Origin of the sequence: Rheinheimera sp. (assembly GCF_037442345.1) — a bacterium.
Classification (GTDB): Bacteria; Pseudomonadota; Gammaproteobacteria; order Enterobacterales; family Alteromonadaceae; genus Pararheinheimera.
Genome location: NZ_JBBIQL010000002.1, coordinates 1 through 18,964 on the forward strand (window position 1 = coordinate 1; position 18,964 = coordinate 18,964).

14 protein-coding genes are annotated in these 18,964 nt (G+C 53.9%); 6 read left to right on the top strand and 8 right to left on the bottom strand.

From position 1 onward, the window contains the following. Positions 1 to 54 precede the first annotated feature (54 nt). Complete coding sequence (gene clpS / locus WKJ04_RS01125; RefSeq protein WP_337840252.1) at positions 55 to 375, top strand: ATP-dependent Clp protease adapter ClpS; 321 nt, start codon at positions 55 to 57, stop codon at positions 373 to 375. A 43-nt stretch (positions 376 to 418) separates the two neighbouring features. Beyond that, on the top strand, positions 419 to 2,686 hold the full coding sequence (gene clpA, locus WKJ04_RS01130; RefSeq protein WP_337878736.1) for an ATP-dependent Clp protease ATP-binding subunit ClpA: 2,268 nt from the start codon (positions 419 to 421) through the stop codon (positions 2,684 to 2,686). A 60-nt stretch (positions 2,687 to 2,746) separates the two neighbouring features. Here clpA and infA read toward each other — a convergent pair whose 3' ends face one another. The 4 genes from infA to trxB form a co-directional block, all read right to left on the bottom strand. Then, on the bottom strand, positions 2,747 to 2,965 hold the full coding sequence (gene infA, locus WKJ04_RS01135; RefSeq protein WP_008610216.1) for a translation initiation factor IF-1: 219 nt from the start codon (positions 2,963 to 2,965) through the stop codon (positions 2,747 to 2,749). A 97-nt stretch (positions 2,966 to 3,062) separates the two neighbouring features. Continuing rightward, the gene (locus tag WKJ04_RS01140; protein WP_337878737.1) at positions 3,063 to 3,764 is read right to left on the bottom strand and encodes an arginyltransferase; all 702 of its coding nucleotides are present in this window, start codon (positions 3,762 to 3,764) and stop codon (positions 3,063 to 3,065) included. Further along, entirely contained in the window at positions 3,757 to 4,479 is a 723-nt protein-coding gene (aat, locus tag WKJ04_RS01145; RefSeq protein ID WP_337878738.1) for a leucyl/phenylalanyl-tRNA--protein transferase, read from the bottom strand. The genes WKJ04_RS01140 and aat overlap by 8 nt, the downstream gene beginning before the upstream one ends. Before the next feature lie 19 nt (positions 4,480 to 4,498). Then, positions 4,499 to 5,455 carry a thioredoxin-disulfide reductase gene (trxB, locus tag WKJ04_RS01150; RefSeq protein ID WP_337878739.1) on the bottom strand — a complete coding sequence of 319 codons (957 nt, stop codon included), beginning with the start codon at positions 5,453 to 5,455 and terminating at the stop codon, positions 4,499 to 4,501. A 173-nt stretch (positions 5,456 to 5,628) separates the two neighbouring features. On the opposite strand from trxB, the gene WKJ04_RS01155 reads away from it, so the two are divergent. Beyond that, positions 5,629 to 8,883 carry an ATP-binding protein gene (locus WKJ04_RS01155; RefSeq protein ID WP_337878740.1) on the top strand — a complete coding sequence of 1,085 codons (3,255 nt, stop codon included), beginning with the start codon at positions 5,629 to 5,631 and terminating at the stop codon, positions 8,881 to 8,883. Between the two features lie 7 nt (positions 8,884 to 8,890). Here WKJ04_RS01155 and WKJ04_RS01160 read toward each other — a convergent pair whose 3' ends face one another. Further along, positions 8,891 to 9,520, bottom strand: coding sequence for a hemolysin III family protein (locus tag WKJ04_RS01160; protein ID WP_337878741.1), 630 nt, complete (start codon positions 9,518 to 9,520; stop codon positions 8,891 to 8,893). Between the two features lie 134 nt (positions 9,521 to 9,654). Here WKJ04_RS01160 and WKJ04_RS01165 point away from each other — a divergent pair, with 134 nt between their 5' ends. From WKJ04_RS01165 to WKJ04_RS01175, 3 genes are read left to right on the top strand one after another with little or no spacing between them, the layout of a single operon-like run. Continuing rightward, on the top strand, positions 9,655 to 10,896 hold the full coding sequence (locus WKJ04_RS01165) for a glycosyltransferase (protein ID WP_337878742.1): 1,242 nt from the start codon (positions 9,655 to 9,657) through the stop codon (positions 10,894 to 10,896). 5 nt (positions 10,897 to 10,901) lie between these two features. Continuing rightward, a complete protein-coding gene (locus WKJ04_RS01170) occupies positions 10,902 to 11,657 on the top strand; it encodes a Nif3-like dinuclear metal center hexameric protein (protein WP_337878866.1) in 756 nt (251 codons plus the stop codon). Next, positions 11,632 to 12,432 (top strand): methyltransferase, encoded by an 801-nt coding sequence (locus tag WKJ04_RS01175; protein ID WP_337878743.1) that lies wholly within the window; start codon positions 11,632 to 11,634, stop codon positions 12,430 to 12,432. The genes WKJ04_RS01170 and WKJ04_RS01175 overlap by 26 nt, the downstream gene beginning before the upstream one ends. Before the next feature lie 327 nt (positions 12,433 to 12,759). Here WKJ04_RS01175 and WKJ04_RS01180 read toward each other — a convergent pair whose 3' ends face one another. From WKJ04_RS01180 to WKJ04_RS01190, 3 genes are all read right to left on the bottom strand, one after another. Next, the gene (locus WKJ04_RS01180) at positions 12,760 to 13,392 is read right to left on the bottom strand and encodes a hypothetical protein (RefSeq protein ID WP_337878744.1); all 633 of its coding nucleotides are present in this window, start codon (positions 13,390 to 13,392) and stop codon (positions 12,760 to 12,762) included. Positions 13,393 to 13,486: 94 nt separating this feature from the next. Further along, positions 13,487 to 17,170 (bottom strand): translocation/assembly module TamB domain-containing protein, encoded by a 3,684-nt coding sequence (locus tag WKJ04_RS01185; RefSeq protein ID WP_337878745.1) that lies wholly within the window; start codon positions 17,168 to 17,170, stop codon positions 13,487 to 13,489. Next, a complete protein-coding gene (locus tag WKJ04_RS01190) occupies positions 17,167 to 18,876 on the bottom strand; it encodes an autotransporter assembly complex family protein (protein ID WP_337878746.1) in 1,710 nt (569 codons plus the stop codon). Before WKJ04_RS01190 ends, WKJ04_RS01185 begins: the two co-directional genes overlap by 4 nt. Between the last annotated feature and the right edge of the window lie 88 nt (positions 18,877 to 18,964).

The window sequence follows — 18,964 nt, forward strand, 5'->3', positions numbered from 1 at the left end:
GCAGTATTTCTGCATCTTCCCTTGGAAGCTTGATACAGGCATAGCTATAGTTTTATGAGTGGTTCTAAAGAAAACAACGTTACAGACTACGGAGTGGTGGAAAAAACGCGGCAGCAGCTGCAACCACCCTCGATGTACAAAGTCATACTGCATAATGATGACTACACGCCGATGGACTTTGTCATCGACGTACTGACACGTTTTTTTAATATGCAGTATGAAAAAGCCAGTGAAATTATGCTGAAAGTGCATTACGAAGGGCTGGCGGTATGTGGTGTTTTTACTGCGGAGGTTGCAGAAACCAAAGTGCAGCAAGTGTCAGATTATGCAAAAGAGCATGAGCATCCATTGTTATGCACAATGGAGCGGGCCTGACGCCTTAAAGCAGTCGTAACTCAGGTGGATTTGGGGGTGATGTATGTTAAATAAAGATCTTGAGTTAACTTTAAATCTGGCGTTTCGGTTTGCCCGCGAGCGTCGTCATGAATTTATGACGGTAGAGCACTTGCTGTTGGCTCTGCTGGATAATCCTGCGGCCGGTGAAGCGTTGCGCTCCTGTGGTGCCAATATCGACAGGCTGCGCCAGGATTTGGCGCATTTTATCGATTCCACCACTCCTGTGTTACCTGAAGGTGATCTGGACAGGGACACTCAACCCACTCTTGGCTTTCAACGCGTGTTGCAACGCGCGGTTTTCCATGTGCAATCCTCTGGCAAGTCGGAAGTGAATGGTGCCAATGTGCTGGTGGCCATTTTCAGTGAGCAGGAATCACAGGCGGTTTACCTGCTGAAGAAAACGGACATTAGCCGGCTGGATATCGTGAATTACATCTCGCACGGTGTGATTAAAGCCGAGAAAATTGAACAGCAGGATGAGCAGCAGGAGGACAGCAGTGATGCCGGGATGGATGAACGCAGTTACCTGGAAAACTTCACGGCCAACTTAAATATTCAGGCGAAAAATGGTCAGATTGACCCGCTGGTGGGGCGTGATATGGAACTGGAGCGTGCAATCCAGGTGTTGTGCCGTCGCAAAAAGAATAACCCCTTACTGGTGGGCGAAGCCGGAGTTGGTAAAACGGCTATTGCCGAAGGCCTGGCATACCGTATTGTGAATCAGCAAGTGCCAGAGGTGATAGCCAATGCCACCATTTATTCGCTGGATATGGGCGCTTTGCTGGCAGGTACGAAATACCGGGGGGATTTTGAAAAACGGCTGAAGTCCTTGCTGAAAGAAATTGAGCGGGAAAAAGATGCAGTGCTGTTTATTGATGAAATTCATACAGTAATTGGTGCCGGAGCAGCCTCAGGAGGGGTGATGGATGCGTCGAACCTGATTAAACCTTTGCTTTCCAGCGGCCGCTTACGTTGCATTGGCTCAACCACTTACCAGGAATTCAAAAACATTTTTGAAAAAGACACTGCTTTGGTGCGGCGTTTTCAGAAAATTGATGTGGCGGAACCCAGCGTCGAAGACACCACCAAAATTTTACTGGGTTTAAAAGAGCGTTACGAAGCCCACCATAACGTGCGTTACACCCAAAAAGCGCTGCGGGCGGCGGCTGAGTTGTCGGCTAAATACATCAATGAACGGCATTTACCCGATAAAGCCATTGATGTGATTGATGAAGCTGGCGCCAGTCAACGTTTGTTACCGGAGTCCAAACGCAAAAAAGTGATTAATGTGCCTGAAATTGAGCACATTATTGCCAAAATGGCACGTATTCCTGAAAAGTCGGTGTCAGCCTCTGACCGGGATGTGCTGGCGAATCTGGACCGGAACCTGAAACTGGTGGTGTTTGGACAGGATGCACCCATTGATGTGCTGACGGCGGCGATTCGTCTGTCCCGCTCAGGCCTTGGTAGCGAAGAGAAACCTATAGGCAACTTCCTGTTCGCCGGGCCTACCGGTGTTGGCAAAACGGAAGTGACCAAGCAACTGGCGAAAATCATGGGGGTGGAACTACTGCGGTTTGATATGTCCGAGTATATGGAGCGCCACGCGGTCAGTCGCCTGATTGGCGCGCCGCCTGGCTATGTAGGTTTTGACCAGGGCGGTTTGCTGACCGATGCGGTATCCAAACACCCATACTCCGTGGTGCTGCTGGATGAAATTGAAAAAGCCCATAGCGATATTTATAACATTCTGCTGCAGGTGATGGACCACGGCACTCTGACCGACAACAGCGGGCGTAAAGTGGATTTTCGCAACGTAGTGTTGGTGATGACCACTAATGCCGGTGTGCAGGAAACTGTGCGCAAAACCATAGGTTTTAAACAGCAGGATCACAGCCATGATGCTTTAGCTGAAATTAACCGCACCTTTAGCCCGGAGTTCCGTAACCGCTTGGACGGCATTATCTGGTTCCAGCATTTATCCAAAGACATTATTCTGCAAATTGTCGATAAATTTATCTGCGAGTTGCAGGTGCAACTGGATAAAAAGCAGGTGTCGCTGGAGCTTAGCGGGGCCGCCCGCCAATGGTTGGCTGACAAAGGCTATGATCAGGCGATGGGTGCCAGGCCAATGGCCCGGGTGATTCAGGAGCAACTGAAAAAGCCGCTGGCCAATGAAATACTGTTTGGCCGTTTGTCGCAGGGGGGCGATGTCCGGGTTGACCTGAAAGGTGACAACCTGGAGTTTGACTACCTGGTCGAGAGTCATTTGCTGGAGGCAAAAGCCTGACAGCCAGGAAATGGCACGAAAAAAACCGGCTTAAAAGCCGGTTTTTTTCGTTAAACGCTGTTAGCGCTGACGGAAAACGATACGGCCTTTGGTCAGATCGTAAGGCGTCAGTTCCACAGTGACTTTGTCACCGGTCAGAATACGAATGTAGTTCTTGCGCATTTTGCCGGAAATATGGGCGATCACCACGTGACCGTTTTCCAGCTCTACTTTGAACATAGTGTTTGGCAGGGTATCCAGAATGGTCCCTTGCATTTCAATTACGTCTTCTTTCGCCATCTAAGCGCGCCAGCCTCTTATTTAAAATTCGTCAGGTCAAAAAACTGCCGCAGATTTTGCCGAAAACCACCGCATAAGTAAAGCAACAGAGACAGATTTAGCCAAAGTGGTGCCATTTTCCGGCAATAAAACGTTGTTGCGGGCGAAACTTGTCTTTGTAATTCATTTTTGCGCAGTCGGCGACGTAATAGCCCAAATAGAGATAACGGATGCCATGCGACAGACTGTGATCGGCCAGCGCCAGAATGGCCAGTTGACCCAGGCTGAGTTTATGTGGCCAACAGTAAAAGCTATAGACCGCAGAACACTGCTCACTCAACATATCCACCACGGTCACTCCCACCAGAGTCTGATGCTGGTATTGCTCCAGAAACATGACCTGCTGCCACTGGCTTTGCCACAGGTAGCGCATTTGCTCCGGGCTGGGTGGATACATACTGCCGTCGCGGTGTTTCAACTCAATATACCGCTGATACAACGGGTAATAGCGTTCTTCATCGGCAACAGAACTTACACGGTAACTCCAGCCTGCTGCTTTGGCTCGTTGCCATAAACGGCGCTGCGAGCGGCTGGGATTGAACTCCTGCAGATCCAGCCGCACGGACTGACAGGCCCGGCAGTTGTCGCAATAGGTGGTGTACAGCTGATCGCCGCTACGGCGGAAGTTGTAGCCGATCAGTTGCTGATACAGTGCCATGCTGATCGGCTGGTCGGGCAGGGTAAACAGCAAACGCTCTTCTTGCCCTTCAAGGTAGTGGCAGCGCTGCGGATAGCTGACACCCAGCTTTAAATCACTCATGCCACCACAGCTCCGGCAATTCTGTGCTTGCCCAGCAGCCCGGTTGCAATTGCAGCTGACCGAGTTCAGACAAACGCTGCAAATACGCCGTCCTGCTGATCGACGTGGCGCCCAGCTGCTGTAAAAACGGATTCATTAACTGGCAGTCTATCCAGCCACCACCATAACGCTGCAGTTGGTACTGCAGCGCGCAGACAGCAATTTTGGCGGCATTGGCTTCACGGTTAAACATGGATTCACCACAAAACAGCAACCCTGTCTGTACACCATAGCAGCCCCCCACCAGCTCGTCATCACGCCAGACTTCGACACAATGTGCCAGACCGGCCTGGTGCATAGCCAGATAGGCGTGTTGCATTTCAGGTAAAATCCAGGTGCCCTGCTGGGTTGGTCTGGGGTCGCTGCAGCCTTGGATCACTTTGGTAAAATGTTGGTTGAGCAGAATACGGTAACGATGTTTACCCAACTGCTTACGTAAGGTCCGGTTGGGGCTCAGGCTGCCGGGTTCAAAGGTGGCACGGCACGAAGGGCTCCACCATAACAAGGGGTCGCCTTCACTGAACCAGGGAAATATACCTTGTCGATAAGCCTGTTGTAAGCGGGGAACAGATAAATCGCCACCCATGGCAAGCAGGCCGTCTGGTTCAGTCATGGCCTGCTCAGGCGATGGAAATTGACTGGGGTCGGCGGACAATTCAGGAAGATAAATCACCATACAAGGTCCGCCGGAGTCTTTATTTACTTAATGCGTCCAGGTAACGTTCTGCATCCAGTGCGGCCATACAGCCACTGCCAGCCGACGTAATAGCCTGCCGGTAAATATGGTCAGCGACATCACCTGCAGCAAATACACCTGCGATGCTGGTTTGGGTGGCATTGCCTTCAGTGCCGCTTTGCACTTTCAGGTAACCATTGTTCATCTCCAGCTGGCCCGCAAAAATGTCGGTATTGGGCTTGTGACCAATGGCAATAAATACGCCTGCGACAGCCACATCGTCAGTTGGCTGACCATTGGTGGATTTTAACCGCATACCGGTCACGCCCATCTCATCACCTAACACTTCTTCCAGTTCACGGTGCAGGTGCAACTTGATATTGCCGGATTCCACTTTGGCCATCAGACGGTCAATCAGAATTTTCTCTGCTTTAAAGCTGTCACGGCGGTGCACCAGATGCACTTCGGCGGCAATATTGGACAGATACAAGGCTTCTTCGACGGCGGTATTACCACCACCAATGACGGCCACTTTTTGATTCCGGTAGAAAAAACCATCGCAGGTGGCACAGGCAGACACCCCGCGACCACTATAGGCCTGCTCAGAAGGCAGCCCCAGGTATTTGGCTGAAGCGCCTGTGGCGATGATCAGCGCATCACAGCTGTACTGACCATTGTCACCGGTCAACAGGAAAGGGCGTTGCAGCAGATTGACCGTATGAATGTGGTCGAAAACAATTTCGGTGTTAAAGGTTTCTGCGTGAGCTTTCATCCGCTCCATCAGGGCGGGACCCGTTAAACCATGTGGATCACCTGGCCAGTTTTCCACTTCGGTGGTGGTGGTCAGTTGTCCACCCGCCTGCATACCGGTCAGCAGCACAGGTTGCAGATTGGCGCGGGCGGCGTACACGGCCGCTGTGTAGCCCGCTGGGCCAGAACCCAAAATTAATAAACGGCTGTGTTTAATCTCTGACATGCTTTACTCCGCAATTCATTTGTCTGCCTGTTCTATGGGGCCGATTCTAGGGGATTGCAACAGGCAGATAAAGCCACAGTTTGCAATTTATCCCCCAAGACTGGGAAATCTGTGTTGCTATGGTATTGTTTCTTTACGAGTTCCACTTGTCACTTATAGGAACTGAGGTGCGGATGATAACCTCTTTAAGCAGTAAGGTACTGCGGGTTCTATGTTGGGTCATTGCACTGATGCTGGGCCCGGCGTTTAACGTCAGTGCAATGACTCGTCTGCGGGTGGATGACGGTTTGCCCAATGCCAGCATTTACCAAATTTTGCAGGATGATGCAGGGTACATTTGGCTGGGTTCGACCAATACAGGTCTGTTACGTTACGACGGCTACAGTTTTGAAACTTTTGAGTTGCATGCGACACAAGAGGGGAAAACCAGCACTGTGCCTGATATTGACGCTATGTTGCTTGCTGATGGCCAGCTTTGGCTTGGCACCTGGGGCATGGGGCTCAGTCGGCTGGATGTTTCCACTGGCGTGTTGTCGCATTATTCTACGGCGGCAGACTCCGCTTTGGCGCTTCACAGTAACTTTATTCAATCGTTGTTTCTGGATTCATCCAAACGTTTGTGGATTGGCTGCAGAGACGGTTTGCAGCGGCTGGATCCAGACGGCAGCCTGCATTCGATAGGACGCCCGGACCAGCCGCAAAGTCTGGTGTCGCAGCGGGTATGGGCTGTCCGTCAGAGCCTGGATGGCCGTATCTGGATTGCAACCAGTCAGGGCTTGCATTGGTACAGTGACACGGCCGGGCTGAGCGCTGCTGTGATGGTACCATACCTCAATCAGGCTGAAGTGCGGGCTCTGCATCTGCAGGATGGCATTCTTTGGGTGGTCGCAAGAAACCGTCTGGTGGCACTGAACACCCTGTCGATGCATGCTGCTGACATGGCGCTGCCAGATCAATTCCCATTGATCAATGCATTGTTAGCTGAGCCGGACGGTCAATTGCTGTTGGCCACCTTTGATGGCATTTACCGTTTCGATCCAAAAAGCGCCCGTCTGATCGGCTTTGACCAGTCGGACGTGTTGTTGCCCGGCGTCAATGTCCGCAGTCTGATGATTGACAAGACGGGGCTGTTATGGGCGGGCAGCCGGGAAAAAGGGCTGTTTTACGGCCGTTACAGCGGTTCTGCTTTTCGCAGTTTGGACAGTTGGGGTCCACAACTGTCCAAGGTCGCCCAACTGACGCCAACCTCTGTGTTGGCGGAGGACAAGGTGTTATGGCTGGGGACTTCGGATGCTGTGTATCGTATCAGCCGGCAACCGACGCAGGTGCAGGCTTTTTCGGTGCAAAGCCGGGTAAATGCGATCCGTCGCGATCCGTCGGGTCAGCTCTGGATTGGCACCGATGTTGGCCTCTTGCGTTATGACGAATCCAGTGCCCGGCTGCAGCAGTGGCAGGGGAATGAAGCACAGCGGGGTTCTGGGTTGTTGAATGTCCGGGATGTGCTGAGTTCGCAGGACGGTAGTCTGTGGCTGGGGTTGTGGCAGCGGGGGGTGTTACAACTAAAGCCTGACGGGCAGTGGCAGTATTATCTGGAGAAAGAGCTGCAACAACGACTGGGGGATGCGGTGCAGAGTATGGCACTGATAGAGCAACAGCTCTGGATTGGCACCCGCTACTCAGGCACCTTTGTGCTGGATCTGAAAACCGGTCAGGTGCATAACCTGGCCACTCTGTTGCAGAGTACTGAGCAGCAAAGAGCCGATATTCAGTGTATCGCCAGGGGCCCTGATCAGACCGTCCTGCTCTGTAGTTCAGAGCGGCTGCTGCAGGTGGACCTGAAACAGCGGCAGATCACTGAACTGACCATACAGAGAGACGGGCCCAGGCTGCCTTTATTGGGGGCTTATACCGACGCGCAGCAAAATATCTGGTTGATGACGGCCAAAGGCCTGAAATTCAAACCTTATCAGCAACCCCTTTGGGTGGGATTGGGTCAGTCGGACGGCCTGTTCAATGATGAGATGTTGTTTAACGTCTGGTCAGCCTCTGCAGAAGGAGAATTGTATCTGGGTACGGCTGCGGGCCTGGTTCTGGTGAGGCCGGCAACACTCTGGCTGAACCGGCAGCCGCCTCAGGTGCGGGTCAGTGCAGTGCGTATTGGTTCTACTCCGTTAAAACCAGCTATTTTGCAGCACGACTGGCCTGAACTTCAGGTGGAGCCAGGTCAGGAGGTGGAGCTGAGTCTGGCCAGTCTTGATTTTCATGAACCACAACGCAATCAGTTCAGGTATCGGCTGGAAGGTATTGACTCGGAATGGCAATACAGTCAGGGGCGAACCCAGGTGCTGTATCACCAGTTGCCCGCCGGTCACTACCAGTTTGTTTTTAACGGGTCAAATCAGCACGGCTTCTTCCATCCGGACAGCCGGCAACTGAAGATCCGGGTGTTGCCGCATTGGTGGCAACGCACCGAAGTGATGGCCATGGCGGCGCTGCTGTTGCTGGTGCTGATGGTCGCTGCACATGGCTACCGGCTGCGACATATCCGTCAAATCAACAAATTATTACAGCAGTCTGTACAGGATCGCGCTCATACGCAGATGGCACTGGAAACTATGGTGACGCAGCGCACCAAAGAGTTAGAGGATAGTTCCGTGACTTTATCATTGCGGTCGCGTCAACTGGAGCAGAGCCTGGCCAGACTGGCGGAAAATAACCATGAACTGACCCGACTGAACCGACTCAAGGATGAGTTTATCTCTACCGTCAGCCATGAACTGCGCACGCCACTGACGTCCATTCGGGGGGCGGTAGGCCTGGTGGCGTCTGGCGCTGTTGCTCCCACGTCAGAGCATTATCAGCAACTGCTGCAGACCGCCCTCGGGAATGCGGAGCGGTTGTCTACCCTGATCAATGATTTGCTTGATGTACAGAAGTTTGAATCAGGCCACTTTCAGTTGCATCCGATCCAGCTGGATTTGGCACAGCTGGTGACGGAGGCGGTGCATGCCTTCAATCCTTATGCGCAAGAGTATCAGGTGGCAGTGCAGATGAAGCTGCAACCCTGTGTGGTGCTTGCGGATGCAGGCCGGTTACGCCAGGTGCTGGATAACCTGTTGTCCAATGCCATTAAGTTTTCAGAATCAGGCCAGTCGGTTCAGTTGACGCTTTATACCAAAGATCAAAAAGCCCGTTTGGAGGTGCAGGATCAGGGCTGTGGCATCAGCGATGAATTTCGCAGCCGGGTCTTTGAAAAGTTCTCGCAGGCGGACAGTTCCAGCAGCCGCAAAACGGAAGGGACAGGGCTTGGCCTGACCATTTGCAAAAGTATTATTGAAGCTCACCAGGGGCAAATTGGCTTTTACAGCCAGACCGGCCAGGGCAGTACCTTTTGGTTTGAACTGCAGCTTGCCGACAGGCCGCACTGAGCCAGCTTCAAATCACATAGAGGTAAATGGCCAAAAAGTGACAGGCGCTGCCTGCCAGCACAAACAAATGCCAGATCAGATGGTGCATAAACATCGATTTGCGAACATAAAAAGCCACGCCCAGCGAATAACACAACCCCCCCGCCAGCAGCCACCATAAACCCTCACTGCTGACCTGGGCCAGCATGGTGTCCAGTTTGACCAGGATCAGCCAGCCCATCAGTAAATACATGGCCACAGACAACTTTTGCAGTTTGCCTGTGGTAAACAGCTTCAGGACCACACCAAGCAGCGCTAAAGTCCAGACCACCCCAAACAGCCACCAGCCACCGTATTCGCGCAGGCTGATCAGGGTAAAAGGGGTGTAGGTACCGGCAATCAGAATAAAAATGGCGCAGTGGTCCAGCTTACGCAGCCGGCGTTTCCATGCGGCCGCCTGACAGGCATGGTAACAGGTCGAGCTGGCATACAGCAGGCACAAACTCAAACCAAAGACCAGGGCGCTGGCCAGGCGCCAGCCGTCGCTGCCGCTCGCCTGCAGTAACAAGACCAAACCCGCCACACTGGCGGCAAAGCCCAGGCCATGACTGACACTGTGGCTGATTTCTTCCACTTTGCTGTAACTGGAGAGTTGCATCGGACGTCCTTAAAAAAAGCGTACCGGATCCTAACACCGGACTGGTCATGCCAGCCAGAGCTTTTCATCGCAGACGGCTGTCGTGCTTTTAGCCAGGACAAGGTAAACTGTCGGCTTTTTTACAGTGGTGACAGATGGATACTCTTCTGGTGTTGGGTTATGTCTGGCCTGAGCCAAATTCATCGGCGGCAGGCTGGCGTATGCTGGCTTTGCTGAAGCTGTTCCGGCAAAAAGGCTGGCGGGTAATTTTTGCCAGCCCGGCAGAGCAGGGGCTGCATCGGGTCAACTTGCCTGAACTGGGGATTGAAGAGCAACAGGTTCAGCTCAATGACAGCAGTTTTGATCAGCAACTGCAGCGCTGGCAGCCCCAGGTGGTAATGTTTGACCGTTTTATGCTGGAAGAACAGTTTGGCTGGCGGGTGGCCAAAGTATGCCCGGACGCACTGCGGCTGCTTGATACCGAAGACCTGCATTTTTTACGGCAGGCCAGGCAGCAGGCCTATAAAGCGCAGCGGCCTGTTACTCAAGCGGATTTGTCCGGTGAAACCGCCCAGCGTGAAGTGGCGGCTATCTACCGTTCGGATCTGAGCCTGATTATTTCAGAGGCCGAACTGCAGCTGCTACAGCAGCAGTTTGCGGTGCCACAGAGCCTGCTGCACTATTGCCCATTTTGGTTTGACCAGCCGCCAGCCGCTGCGCCGGCTTTTGACGAGCGGCGCAATCTGGTGTTTATCGGTAATTTCCGTCATGAACCCAATTGGCAGGCTGTGTTGTGGCTGAAAAAACTCTGGCCTGCGCTGCGTCAGCGTTTACCCGGGGTAGAGCTGCATATTTATGGGGCTTACCCACCACCCAAAGCCACGCAGTTGCATGCACCAAAACAAGGCTTCTTTATCAAAGGCTGGGCACAGGATGCGCAGCTGGTGTTGCAACAAGCCCGGCTGTTGCTGGCACCATTGCCCTTTGGTGCCGGGCTCAAAGGCAAATTGGTGGAAGCCATGCGCACCGGAACCCCCAGTGTCACCACCAGGGTGGGCGCTGAAGGTATTGCTGACAGCGCTGACTGGCCTGGTGCTGTGGCTGAAGACGAGGACAGCCTGATCAGCGCTGTGGTGGCTTTGTACCAGCAGAAGGCGTTGTGGCAGCACAAACAGCAACAAGGGTATGCGCTGGTGCAACACCGTTTTGGGGCAGGGCAGGCGGAGCTGTTCTGGCAGCGTCTGACGCAGCTGCTGCAGCACTTACCGGCACACAGGCTGAACAACTTTACTGGCGCTATGCTGAATTTGCATCATCAGCGCAGTACCCAATACATGGCGCAGTGGATTGAGGCCAAAACCGCTCTGGCTGCGCTTAAACAGGAGATTTCATCATGAGTCCTATTGAGCGCTCAGCACTGCTGGCCCTGATAGAACAGCAGCTGCAAAGCAGTCAAATCCGTGACTATTGCCCGAATGGGTTGCAGGTGGAAGGCAAGGCAGAGATCCGCTGCATTGTCGCGGGCGTTACAGCCTCTCAGGCCTTGCTGGACAAAGCGGTGGAACTGGGCGCCGATGCCGTGCTGGTGCACCATGGCTACTTCTGGAAAAACGAAGAGCCACAAATTACCGGTATGAAAAAACGCCGTCTGCAAACGCTGCTGCGTCATGACATCAACCTGCTGGCATACCATTTGCCGCTGGATGTGCATCCTGTTTTGGGCAATAACGCGCAACTGGCGCAAAAGCTCGGGCTAAGCCAGTTTTCGGCGGTGCCCGGCGTCAGCCCTCTGGGGGTGTTGATGCAGGGGCAGTTGGAGCAAGCCGTGCCGGCCGAGGTCATTGCCCGCCGGCTGGAACAGGAGTTAGGCCGCGCTGTGTTGCATAATTCGGTGCTGAACAAGCCTGTACGGACGCTGGCCTGGTGCACTGGAGGAGGTCAGTCCTATATTGATGCGGCTTATCAGGCAGGGGCTGAGCTCTTTATCAGCGGCGAAGTGTCAGAGCAGACGATCCACAGCTCCCGTGAGCTTGGCATTGATTTTATGGCGGCCGGCCATCATGCCACTGAACGTTATGGTATTGCCGCTTTGGCCGCTTTTATCGAAGCTCAGACCGGGGTGCGTTGTCATTTTGTCGATATTGATAATCCGGCCTGAGGTGTCTGTGGCGAAAAAAATGCAGGATCAGAGTTTTGATGGTATTGCCGGCAAATTTGCCAAAAATATCTACGACACCAGCAAAGGTAAATTACGTCAGGCCGTGTTGTTGCGGGATTTACTGGAACGGCCTGAGTTATCCCGGCCCTGCCGCATTCTGGATGTGGGAGCCGGGCAGGGCCAGCTGGCGCTGGAGCTGGCCAGCCGTGGTCATCAGCTGACCCTGACGGATTTGTCTGCTGAGATGTTGCAGCTGGCACAGCAACGTGCCGATGCACAGCAACTGCAGATCGAATGCCACCAGTTACCGCTGCAACAGCTGACGGCTCAGGGCTGGCCGGCTTTTCCTGTGGTGTTGTGCCATGCAGTGCTGGAATGGCTGGAGCAACCGGCCGAAGCCATAGCGCAATTGCGTCAGTTGGTGGCTCCGGGCGGTTTGGTTTCTTTGATGTTCTATAACAAGGATGCCAAACGGCTGAGCAATATCATTTACGGCAATTTTAACTATGTGCTGCGGGACCTGACCTTTAAAAAGAAAGTCAGGCTCAGCCCACAAAACCCGCTGCAGCCGGAGTTGGTCGCTTTGTGGTGTCAGCAGGCTGGTTTTGTCATTGAACAAAAAACAGGCGTGCGTTGTTTTCACGACTATTTGCGTGACCGCTCCGAACAAGAGACCGAGTATGAGCAGTTACTGCAAGTGGAACTGATGTTTAACCGTCAGGAGCCTTATGCTTCCTTGGGTCGTTATCAGCATTTAGTGCTGAAAGCGGTTTGAAGACGCTGCTGCAGGGATACTAAGCTTGCTATTAAAAAATAAATGAGAAAAATTCTCATTTGAGTGTTGCGCCAGTGCAAAAAACTGATATGATGATTCTCGTAATGCGAACGGTTATCATTTGCTGAGTTGGTGGGAGGTCTGCACTACTTCTCCAAACGGATTTGACCCATCCGGTTGGCTAACTCAACAGCTGATGCAGTCCCTCCGCGTATTACATGTTGTGACCCTGGGCAGCTGCAAGGTTCTGGTGCCGCTGCCAACAAAGTCTTTGCCCATCCAAAGACCACGTTCCTCGCCCGGCTGAACAGCCGGGCATTTTTTTATCTATTGATCCAGAGTTTCGGTGCTGCGATACAGCTCCTGGTAGTACTGGCGATGGTTCTGAAACAGGTATTGCCTTAAGCGTTCCCTGTTGGTTTTGTTGGCATGGATCCGGGTGGCCAGCAGGTGGTGTTCCTGCCGCACAAACTCAATGTTGAGATGTATGTCTTGCCCGTCAGGTAAACTCAGATGCAATTGTTTTTGTTGCATCAGCAGACTGGCGGTACTTTGCCTGTCGCACTCTAATGCCAGTCCTGTACTTGAAACGGACTGAATGCGGACCTTACCGGCCAGACTGCCATTATTAAGTTGTAAATCTTTCGGGTGCATCAACCGCCAGCTGCGCTGTTGTCCTGAATGGTCTTCCACTTCCGGAATACCGAGAACAGGCAAGGGGTCGCCTGCGTCATTCAGGCTGATATCCAGCGGAAACCAGAGCTTATAGGGGCCCACTTCTGCCAGCAAGGTAAAGCTGGCTTTGCCCAGCAGGGTGCTGATCAGTTGCGGCACTTCCGACGTGACAGACAGCATGTGACTGATATCCCGCGGCCCCGACACCTCTATTTTTTCGTCGTGACTGAAAATTTCGGCGAAATAATCGGACTCGTCACTGCTGAGCCCTCTTTCTTTGCTCATGCCCTTACCAGCTTTTGATTAAAAGTCAACCAGATTTCAATGTAACATGGGGTTAAAATTTAAACAATTGCTGGTATTGCCAGAAGCTCAGCCCCTAATCAAATTCAAATTTATACAGCAGGTCGACGGCATTGTCCAAACCTCGCACCGCTTCGAGGTAAAGGCTTTTCATCAGCTCGTAGCGCAAAGTAAATTCGCCCAGAGAGTTAAAAATACCGACCCCGTACTTTAGTTGCAGTTTGGGCGACAAATAACCGCTGACCGTGACCTGGGAATTGTCTCCTGCGCCTTTGGTATCGAGCGTCACTTGCTCAAAACCCAGCGCTTCACCGACTGAACTGACCAAGCCGTCGCTGTTGGCAATGCCTATGCCAATCAGACTGGTGGTTAAGGGGTTGCCACCGGCCGAGTCAGTATTTAAATCGCGGCCGGTCAGCAGATAAGCCAACGCATTGGCTTGAGGTTTACCTGGCTGTGAAAAGATAGTGGCACTGGCGGCATCCGCCGGGCCCGTGACCCGAATGCCGGCTATCACGCTGTCTTCGGTATTGTCCGGATTGCGGATGGCTTCAATGGTCAGGTAGGGCTGATCAACGGGGCCATTAAACATCAGTTTGCCTTTGCGGATCTGCAAATCCTGGCCATAAGAGCGGAAAGTGCCGTCCAGCAGATTCACTTCTCCTTTCAGCGCTTGGTTGGCGCCACGTTGAGAAAACAGCAACTGACCTTTGAGCCTGCTCTTTAAGCCAAAAGCCTGCAACTTGACATGCTCCCCTAATACCAGCCGGATCTCGCTGCTCAGTTTCAGACTGGACTGTTCAGCCGCACGGCGGATTTCCAAATCCTTATTCAGGATCAGCTCATCGTCTGAGACCTGCACTGCAGACGCAGGTAAATCGTCAATCGCCAGGTGGGCTTGCGGTACCTGCACTGTACCTTGCAGCGCCAGGCTGCTGTTTTGTGCCAGCACTGTCAACTCCGGACTGACCGTGACCTGGCCTTGTGGCAGGTTGATCGGTAACTGCTGGCCTGTCAGTGCCAGCCGGGCCTGGTAGTTGGTGAAATCAAACCAATCAGCGTAACCGGACAGTTGTGCCTGGCCCGACCCACTGAGCAACTGGCCGGATAACTGAGCGTTATGTTGACGCAGGTCTAACTGCAGCTGTGCCTGATCGATATCCATTGGGGCATGCACCCCATGCATGCGAATATCCGTCAGGCGGATCTGGCCGGCGAGTCTGGGGTGGCTGGCCACACCAGAAAGCTGGACTTCACCATTGAGCAAAGCCGCAAACTCAGTCTGATCCGGCAGCAGGCTTTTGAGCGTACTTAAATCCACTTGATGCAGGCTGAACCCGGCATCCAGCCTTTTGTCCTGTTCTGTGATATCGGGCAGTTGCAGCCGGGCTGTCACATAAGCCTGGTCAGTAAAACGAATGTCTGCGGTGCCGCTGAGCTGGTTGTGTCGGAGGCTGGCCTGAAGCTTCCAGCCTTGCCAGGCTAAGGTGATGGGGCTGACCTGACGTTGTTGCCAGCGCCCGTCACTGCCTGTCAGCTCAAGCCTGGCCTGCAATGGCTGACCTGGTTTCCACTGTGCACTTGCCGTCAAGGCCGCGGTCCCGCTAAGTTGTTGTTCGTCGGTTAACCAGCTCTGTAACTGCGCCAGTTCAAACTGCTGCAACTGCAGTTGCAGGGTTCCCTGACGGCTGGATAACCAGGGACTTTGTTGCAGGCAGAGTTCGGCCGGGCTGGACTGCCAGCATTGGCCGGATAACCGCAGTTGTTCAGCCGACAGGTCCAGCTCCGCTGTGGCTGAGTCGACCAGAGTCCAGGGGCCAACCGGGGTGATCAGTTGTGCCTGATTCAGTTGCACTTGCCACATATCAGGGTTTTGGGCTTTGGCCTGCAACTGCAGCTGGGCCTGCACCGCGTCAGTGTCCAGTTGCAGTATCGCCCCACTTTTTTTTTGGTTGCCTTGCAGCAGGAGCTGGGCAGAATTGAGTTTCTCCCCGAATAAACGCCCTGAGCCTGACTGAAGTTCGAGCTGGTGTTGCCAGTCCTGACTGTCCAGTGAACCGGTCAGCCGCAGCTGGTCCAGCCGGTAATCTCGCTGGTAACGCAATTGTTCGCCAGTCAGGTCGAGCTGCAAAGCCGGGTGCTGCTGTGGTCCTGTCACTGTGATTGAACCAGTCAGCTGGCCTTTGCTGCCAGCCAGGCTTTGGGCCAAATCCGGTGCGTTCAGGTGCAGCAGGACCTGCCATTGGTCTGTCAGCTGGCCGGATGCAGTCAATGCATTGCCACCATGGCGCAGTTCCAGGCCCGGGGTGTTGAACTTGTCAATGGAGTCTGTTGTACCTGCCAGGCTCAGTGCGCCCTGTAACTGCAAAGGCTGTTGGCGGATCAGGCCGGATGCCTCCAGCTGAGTCAGTTCCAATTGCCAGCCTTTGGCCTGATAGGACCCTTGCAACTGCAGTCTGGTATTCAGGCTACCCGGATAATCGGGCCACCAGGGCTCCAGCCGGATGTCTTGCGCAGCAAGTGACGTGCTCAGACTCTGCTCCTGCAGATTGAGCTGTCCCTCGCTTTGCACCGCCCCTTGGTCGGAGCTGAATTGCAACGAAGACCAGCTCAACACAGGTGCCTGGAAAGCGGCCTGCAATGACAGCCTGCTTTGACCTGTTTGATGGCTTTGGCCCTGGCTGTGCAGCTCCAGTGCGAATTTGGCCAAAGTGCCTTCGGCACTGAGGCGGGAGTCGCGCAGCTGCCAGTCGGCTTGGCCTTGTAATGGCCATTGCAAGGCCGTGGCCTGCAATTGGACTGACAGTGGCAGTTCATTCTGCAACAACCCAAGCCTGGCGGTCAGCTTTGCCTGTTGCACGCCGCTGGCGCTGGCCTGGAGTTCCAGTTGTTGCAACGAGCCTGTCACCTGGCCTTGAAGCTGTTGTTCAGGGCTTTGCAGACTGAACTGACCCTGCAGTGCAAAAGGGGCGCTGTTTTGCAGCTGTATCTCGCCTTGCAGTTGCCACTGCTGGTACTGGAAAGACAACTGATGCAGCGAGAGCGCTGCTGGCCCTGCATCCAGCTGCAGCTTCAACGCCTTCAGTTCAAGTTCGGTGTCGCCGCTCAGCTGCAACAGATCCAGCTCGAGCAGACCAAGCTCAAGGTGAAGTGGCAGTGGCAGGGGGCTCAGCTGGAGTGGCTGATATTGCCACCAGGGAGCCGTGCTGGTGTGGGATTGGGGGGCGCATTTGGGCAGTTTTATCTGCAACTGTTGCAGTTGAGTCGGCTGCACCCGAACTTCAGCACCGCGCAATGTGACAGCACTTTGCAACTGGTGCAGCCGGATTTCCATCTCACCCTGGCGCAGCACAAATCCATTCAGGCTCAGTGCATCCAGTCGCACGGCAGGCAGCTGCAGAGGGTGCGGGGAGTCCGCCTGTTCTGCGGTGCTGCTGCGCTCAGGCACGATCACGGACAGCCCGTCGATGCGCAATTCGGACACGCAAAGCTCAAAACGCCCCAAACAGCGCCAGTCGAACCGGCTGTTCAGGCGGTCAATCAGGACCTGGGCTTCAGGCCGATGTACCTGCACCCTCTGAAGTTGGATCCCTTCAGCCAGAGACCCCTTCAGTTCACCAATTTGAATACTCTGATCGTCAGGCAGCACGACAGAGACCATAACGCGCAACAGCACAGTGCTGTAGGACAGGCTCAGCAAGCAAAGCAGCAGTACTAACACCAGCAGTAATAAGGCTTTTTTCAAAGAGAGACGGCTCATAACTCTGGCCCCAGAGCAAAATGCAGTTGAAATTCACGGCCCGTTGGCAAATCCAGTCCCCAGGCAAAATCCAGCCGGACCGGGCCAACCGGCGAGGCCCAACGCACACCAAAGCCTAACCCCCGGTACAGTTCACTGTTGTCATTCCAGGCGCTGCCCGCGTCGACAAAGCTGGCGAGCCACCAGTTACCGGACAGCCGGTGCTGATACTCCAACGCGGCTGTTGCCAGGTAACGGGCACCTGTTAAGGTGCCATCATCTGCTGTTGGCGAAATACTCTCAAAGGAGTAACCGCGGATGCTGTTATCTCCGCCGGCAAAAAAACGCAGCGACGGGGGCAATGCCAACACCGACTTCATCAGTACGGCACCGGCATCCAATTTGATCAGCCAGCGCTGGTCGACCGAAAAAGAGCCAATCCAGCCAGCGCGGGCCCGCAGCCGGACAAAACGTTCGTCCGATCCCCAGGCTGGATCCGACACTTCGGCGTTGAGCAGATAACGGTACGCCTGTTCCGGCATGCTACCGCCGCTGTCGCCTGCACGGTTAAAGCCAAGACCAGGCATGATCAGGTTGGCGCTGCCGGAGTCAGTGCCTTGGGTATAGTCTTCATACAGCCAGCGCACGGACGCCACCCTGTACCAGCCCATGTCCAGTAACCAATGGCGTTCCAGCGCCAGATTGTATTCGGCACTGTTGGTGTCTTCCAGATTGGTTGTTTTGATACCTGCATTGACCAGATAAAAATCGTCGCTGACATTTTGCTGCGGCAATTTATAACCAGCCTCCAGGCTTTGCTCAGGGCCTGATAATGACATTTTGCTGCTCAGGCTGTGGCCTTTGTCATTCAGCCAGGGTTTGTTCCAGTTCAGTTTAAGCCGGGGGCCCAGGTCGGTGGAGTAGCCAACACCAGTCTCCACCGTATTACGGATCTGCGGGCTCAAGGTGACCCGGACCTGCAGCGGCTGATCGGGATCTTGGGGGTCATCCACTTCCACTTCAATGCTGGCGAACCAGCCACTTTCTGCAAGTTTCTGCTGCAGTTCACCTAAATGGCTGGCCAGATAGGGATCGCCGGCCTGAAAAGGCACTAACGAGAGCAGACGTTCATGGCGGATCTGGCTGCCACTGAACTTTACTTCTCCAAAGCTGAAGCGCCGGCCTGAGTTAAAGGTCAGCCGTAAAAAGCCCTGGCCCAGCGCAGGGGCCACGGCCAGTTCCTGTTGTGTCAGTTTTGCCTGAAAATAGCCTTTCCGGATGGCCAGCGAGGTTAACTGCTTTTTCAGGTTTTCGTAACGGCCATGATGCACCCTGTGGTTCACTTTAGGGGCATGTTGTTTAATTAATGCAGCAAAATCGGCATCGTTTTTGGCTTCGCCAAGCAGTGTGACCTGCACTTCCTTAAAACGGGCTGCATCGCCGGGTACCACCTTAATCAGTAAACGTGGCTTTTTTCCGCTCTCGTTCAGTTCAGTGCTAACATCGACCCGGTAATACCCTAAGGCCCGGGCCGCTGTTTTCACATCCCGGATCAGTTGGTTCTGAAAGCGACGGGAACCCAGATTGCTGGCGTCAGGCAGGCGGTCCAGGTACAACTGGATATTTTCCGCCAAGGGGCCTGACACACCTTTCAGCTGGAGTTGGGGATGAGCCGGCAGCAGGGCGCTGTAGCTGATAAGTAAGGCAACGACGAACTTAGACCACAAAATACAACTTTCCTTTGTTGAGCCGGATCAGAGGCATCCGGTGTTCCTCTGAGTATAACAAGTTGGCATGGTTCAGTAGTACTGCTGG

Coding starts and splice junctions, on each gene's coding strand:
- clpS (WP_337840252.1), top strand. CDS start 55: ATGAGTGGTTCTAAAGAAAACAACGTTACAGACTACGGAGTGGTGGAA.
- clpA (WP_337878736.1), top strand. CDS start 419: ATGTTAAATAAAGATCTTGAGTTAACTTTAAATCTGGCGTTTCGGTTT.
- infA (WP_008610216.1), bottom strand. CDS start 2,965: ATGGCGAAAGAAGACGTAATTGAAATGCAAGGGACCATTCTGGATACC.
- WKJ04_RS01140 (WP_337878737.1), bottom strand. CDS start 3,764: ATGAGTGATTTAAAGCTGGGTGTCAGCTATCCGCAGCGCTGCCACTAC.
- aat (WP_337878738.1), bottom strand. CDS start 4,479: ATGGTGATTTATCTTCCTGAATTGTCCGCCGACCCCAGTCAATTTCCA.
- trxB (WP_337878739.1), bottom strand. CDS start 5,455: ATGTCAGAGATTAAACACAGCCGTTTATTAATTTTGGGTTCTGGCCCA.
- WKJ04_RS01155 (WP_337878740.1), top strand. CDS start 5,629: ATGATAACCTCTTTAAGCAGTAAGGTACTGCGGGTTCTATGTTGGGTC.
- WKJ04_RS01160 (WP_337878741.1), bottom strand. CDS start 9,520: ATGCAACTCTCCAGTTACAGCAAAGTGGAAGAAATCAGCCACAGTGTC.
- WKJ04_RS01165 (WP_337878742.1), top strand. CDS start 9,655: ATGGATACTCTTCTGGTGTTGGGTTATGTCTGGCCTGAGCCAAATTCA.
- WKJ04_RS01180 (WP_337878744.1), bottom strand. CDS start 13,392: ATGAGCAAAGAAAGAGGGCTCAGCAGTGACGAGTCCGATTATTTCGCC.
- WKJ04_RS01185 (WP_337878745.1), bottom strand. CDS start 17,170: ATGAGCCGTCTCTCTTTGAAAAAAGCCTTATTACTGCTGGTGTTAGTA.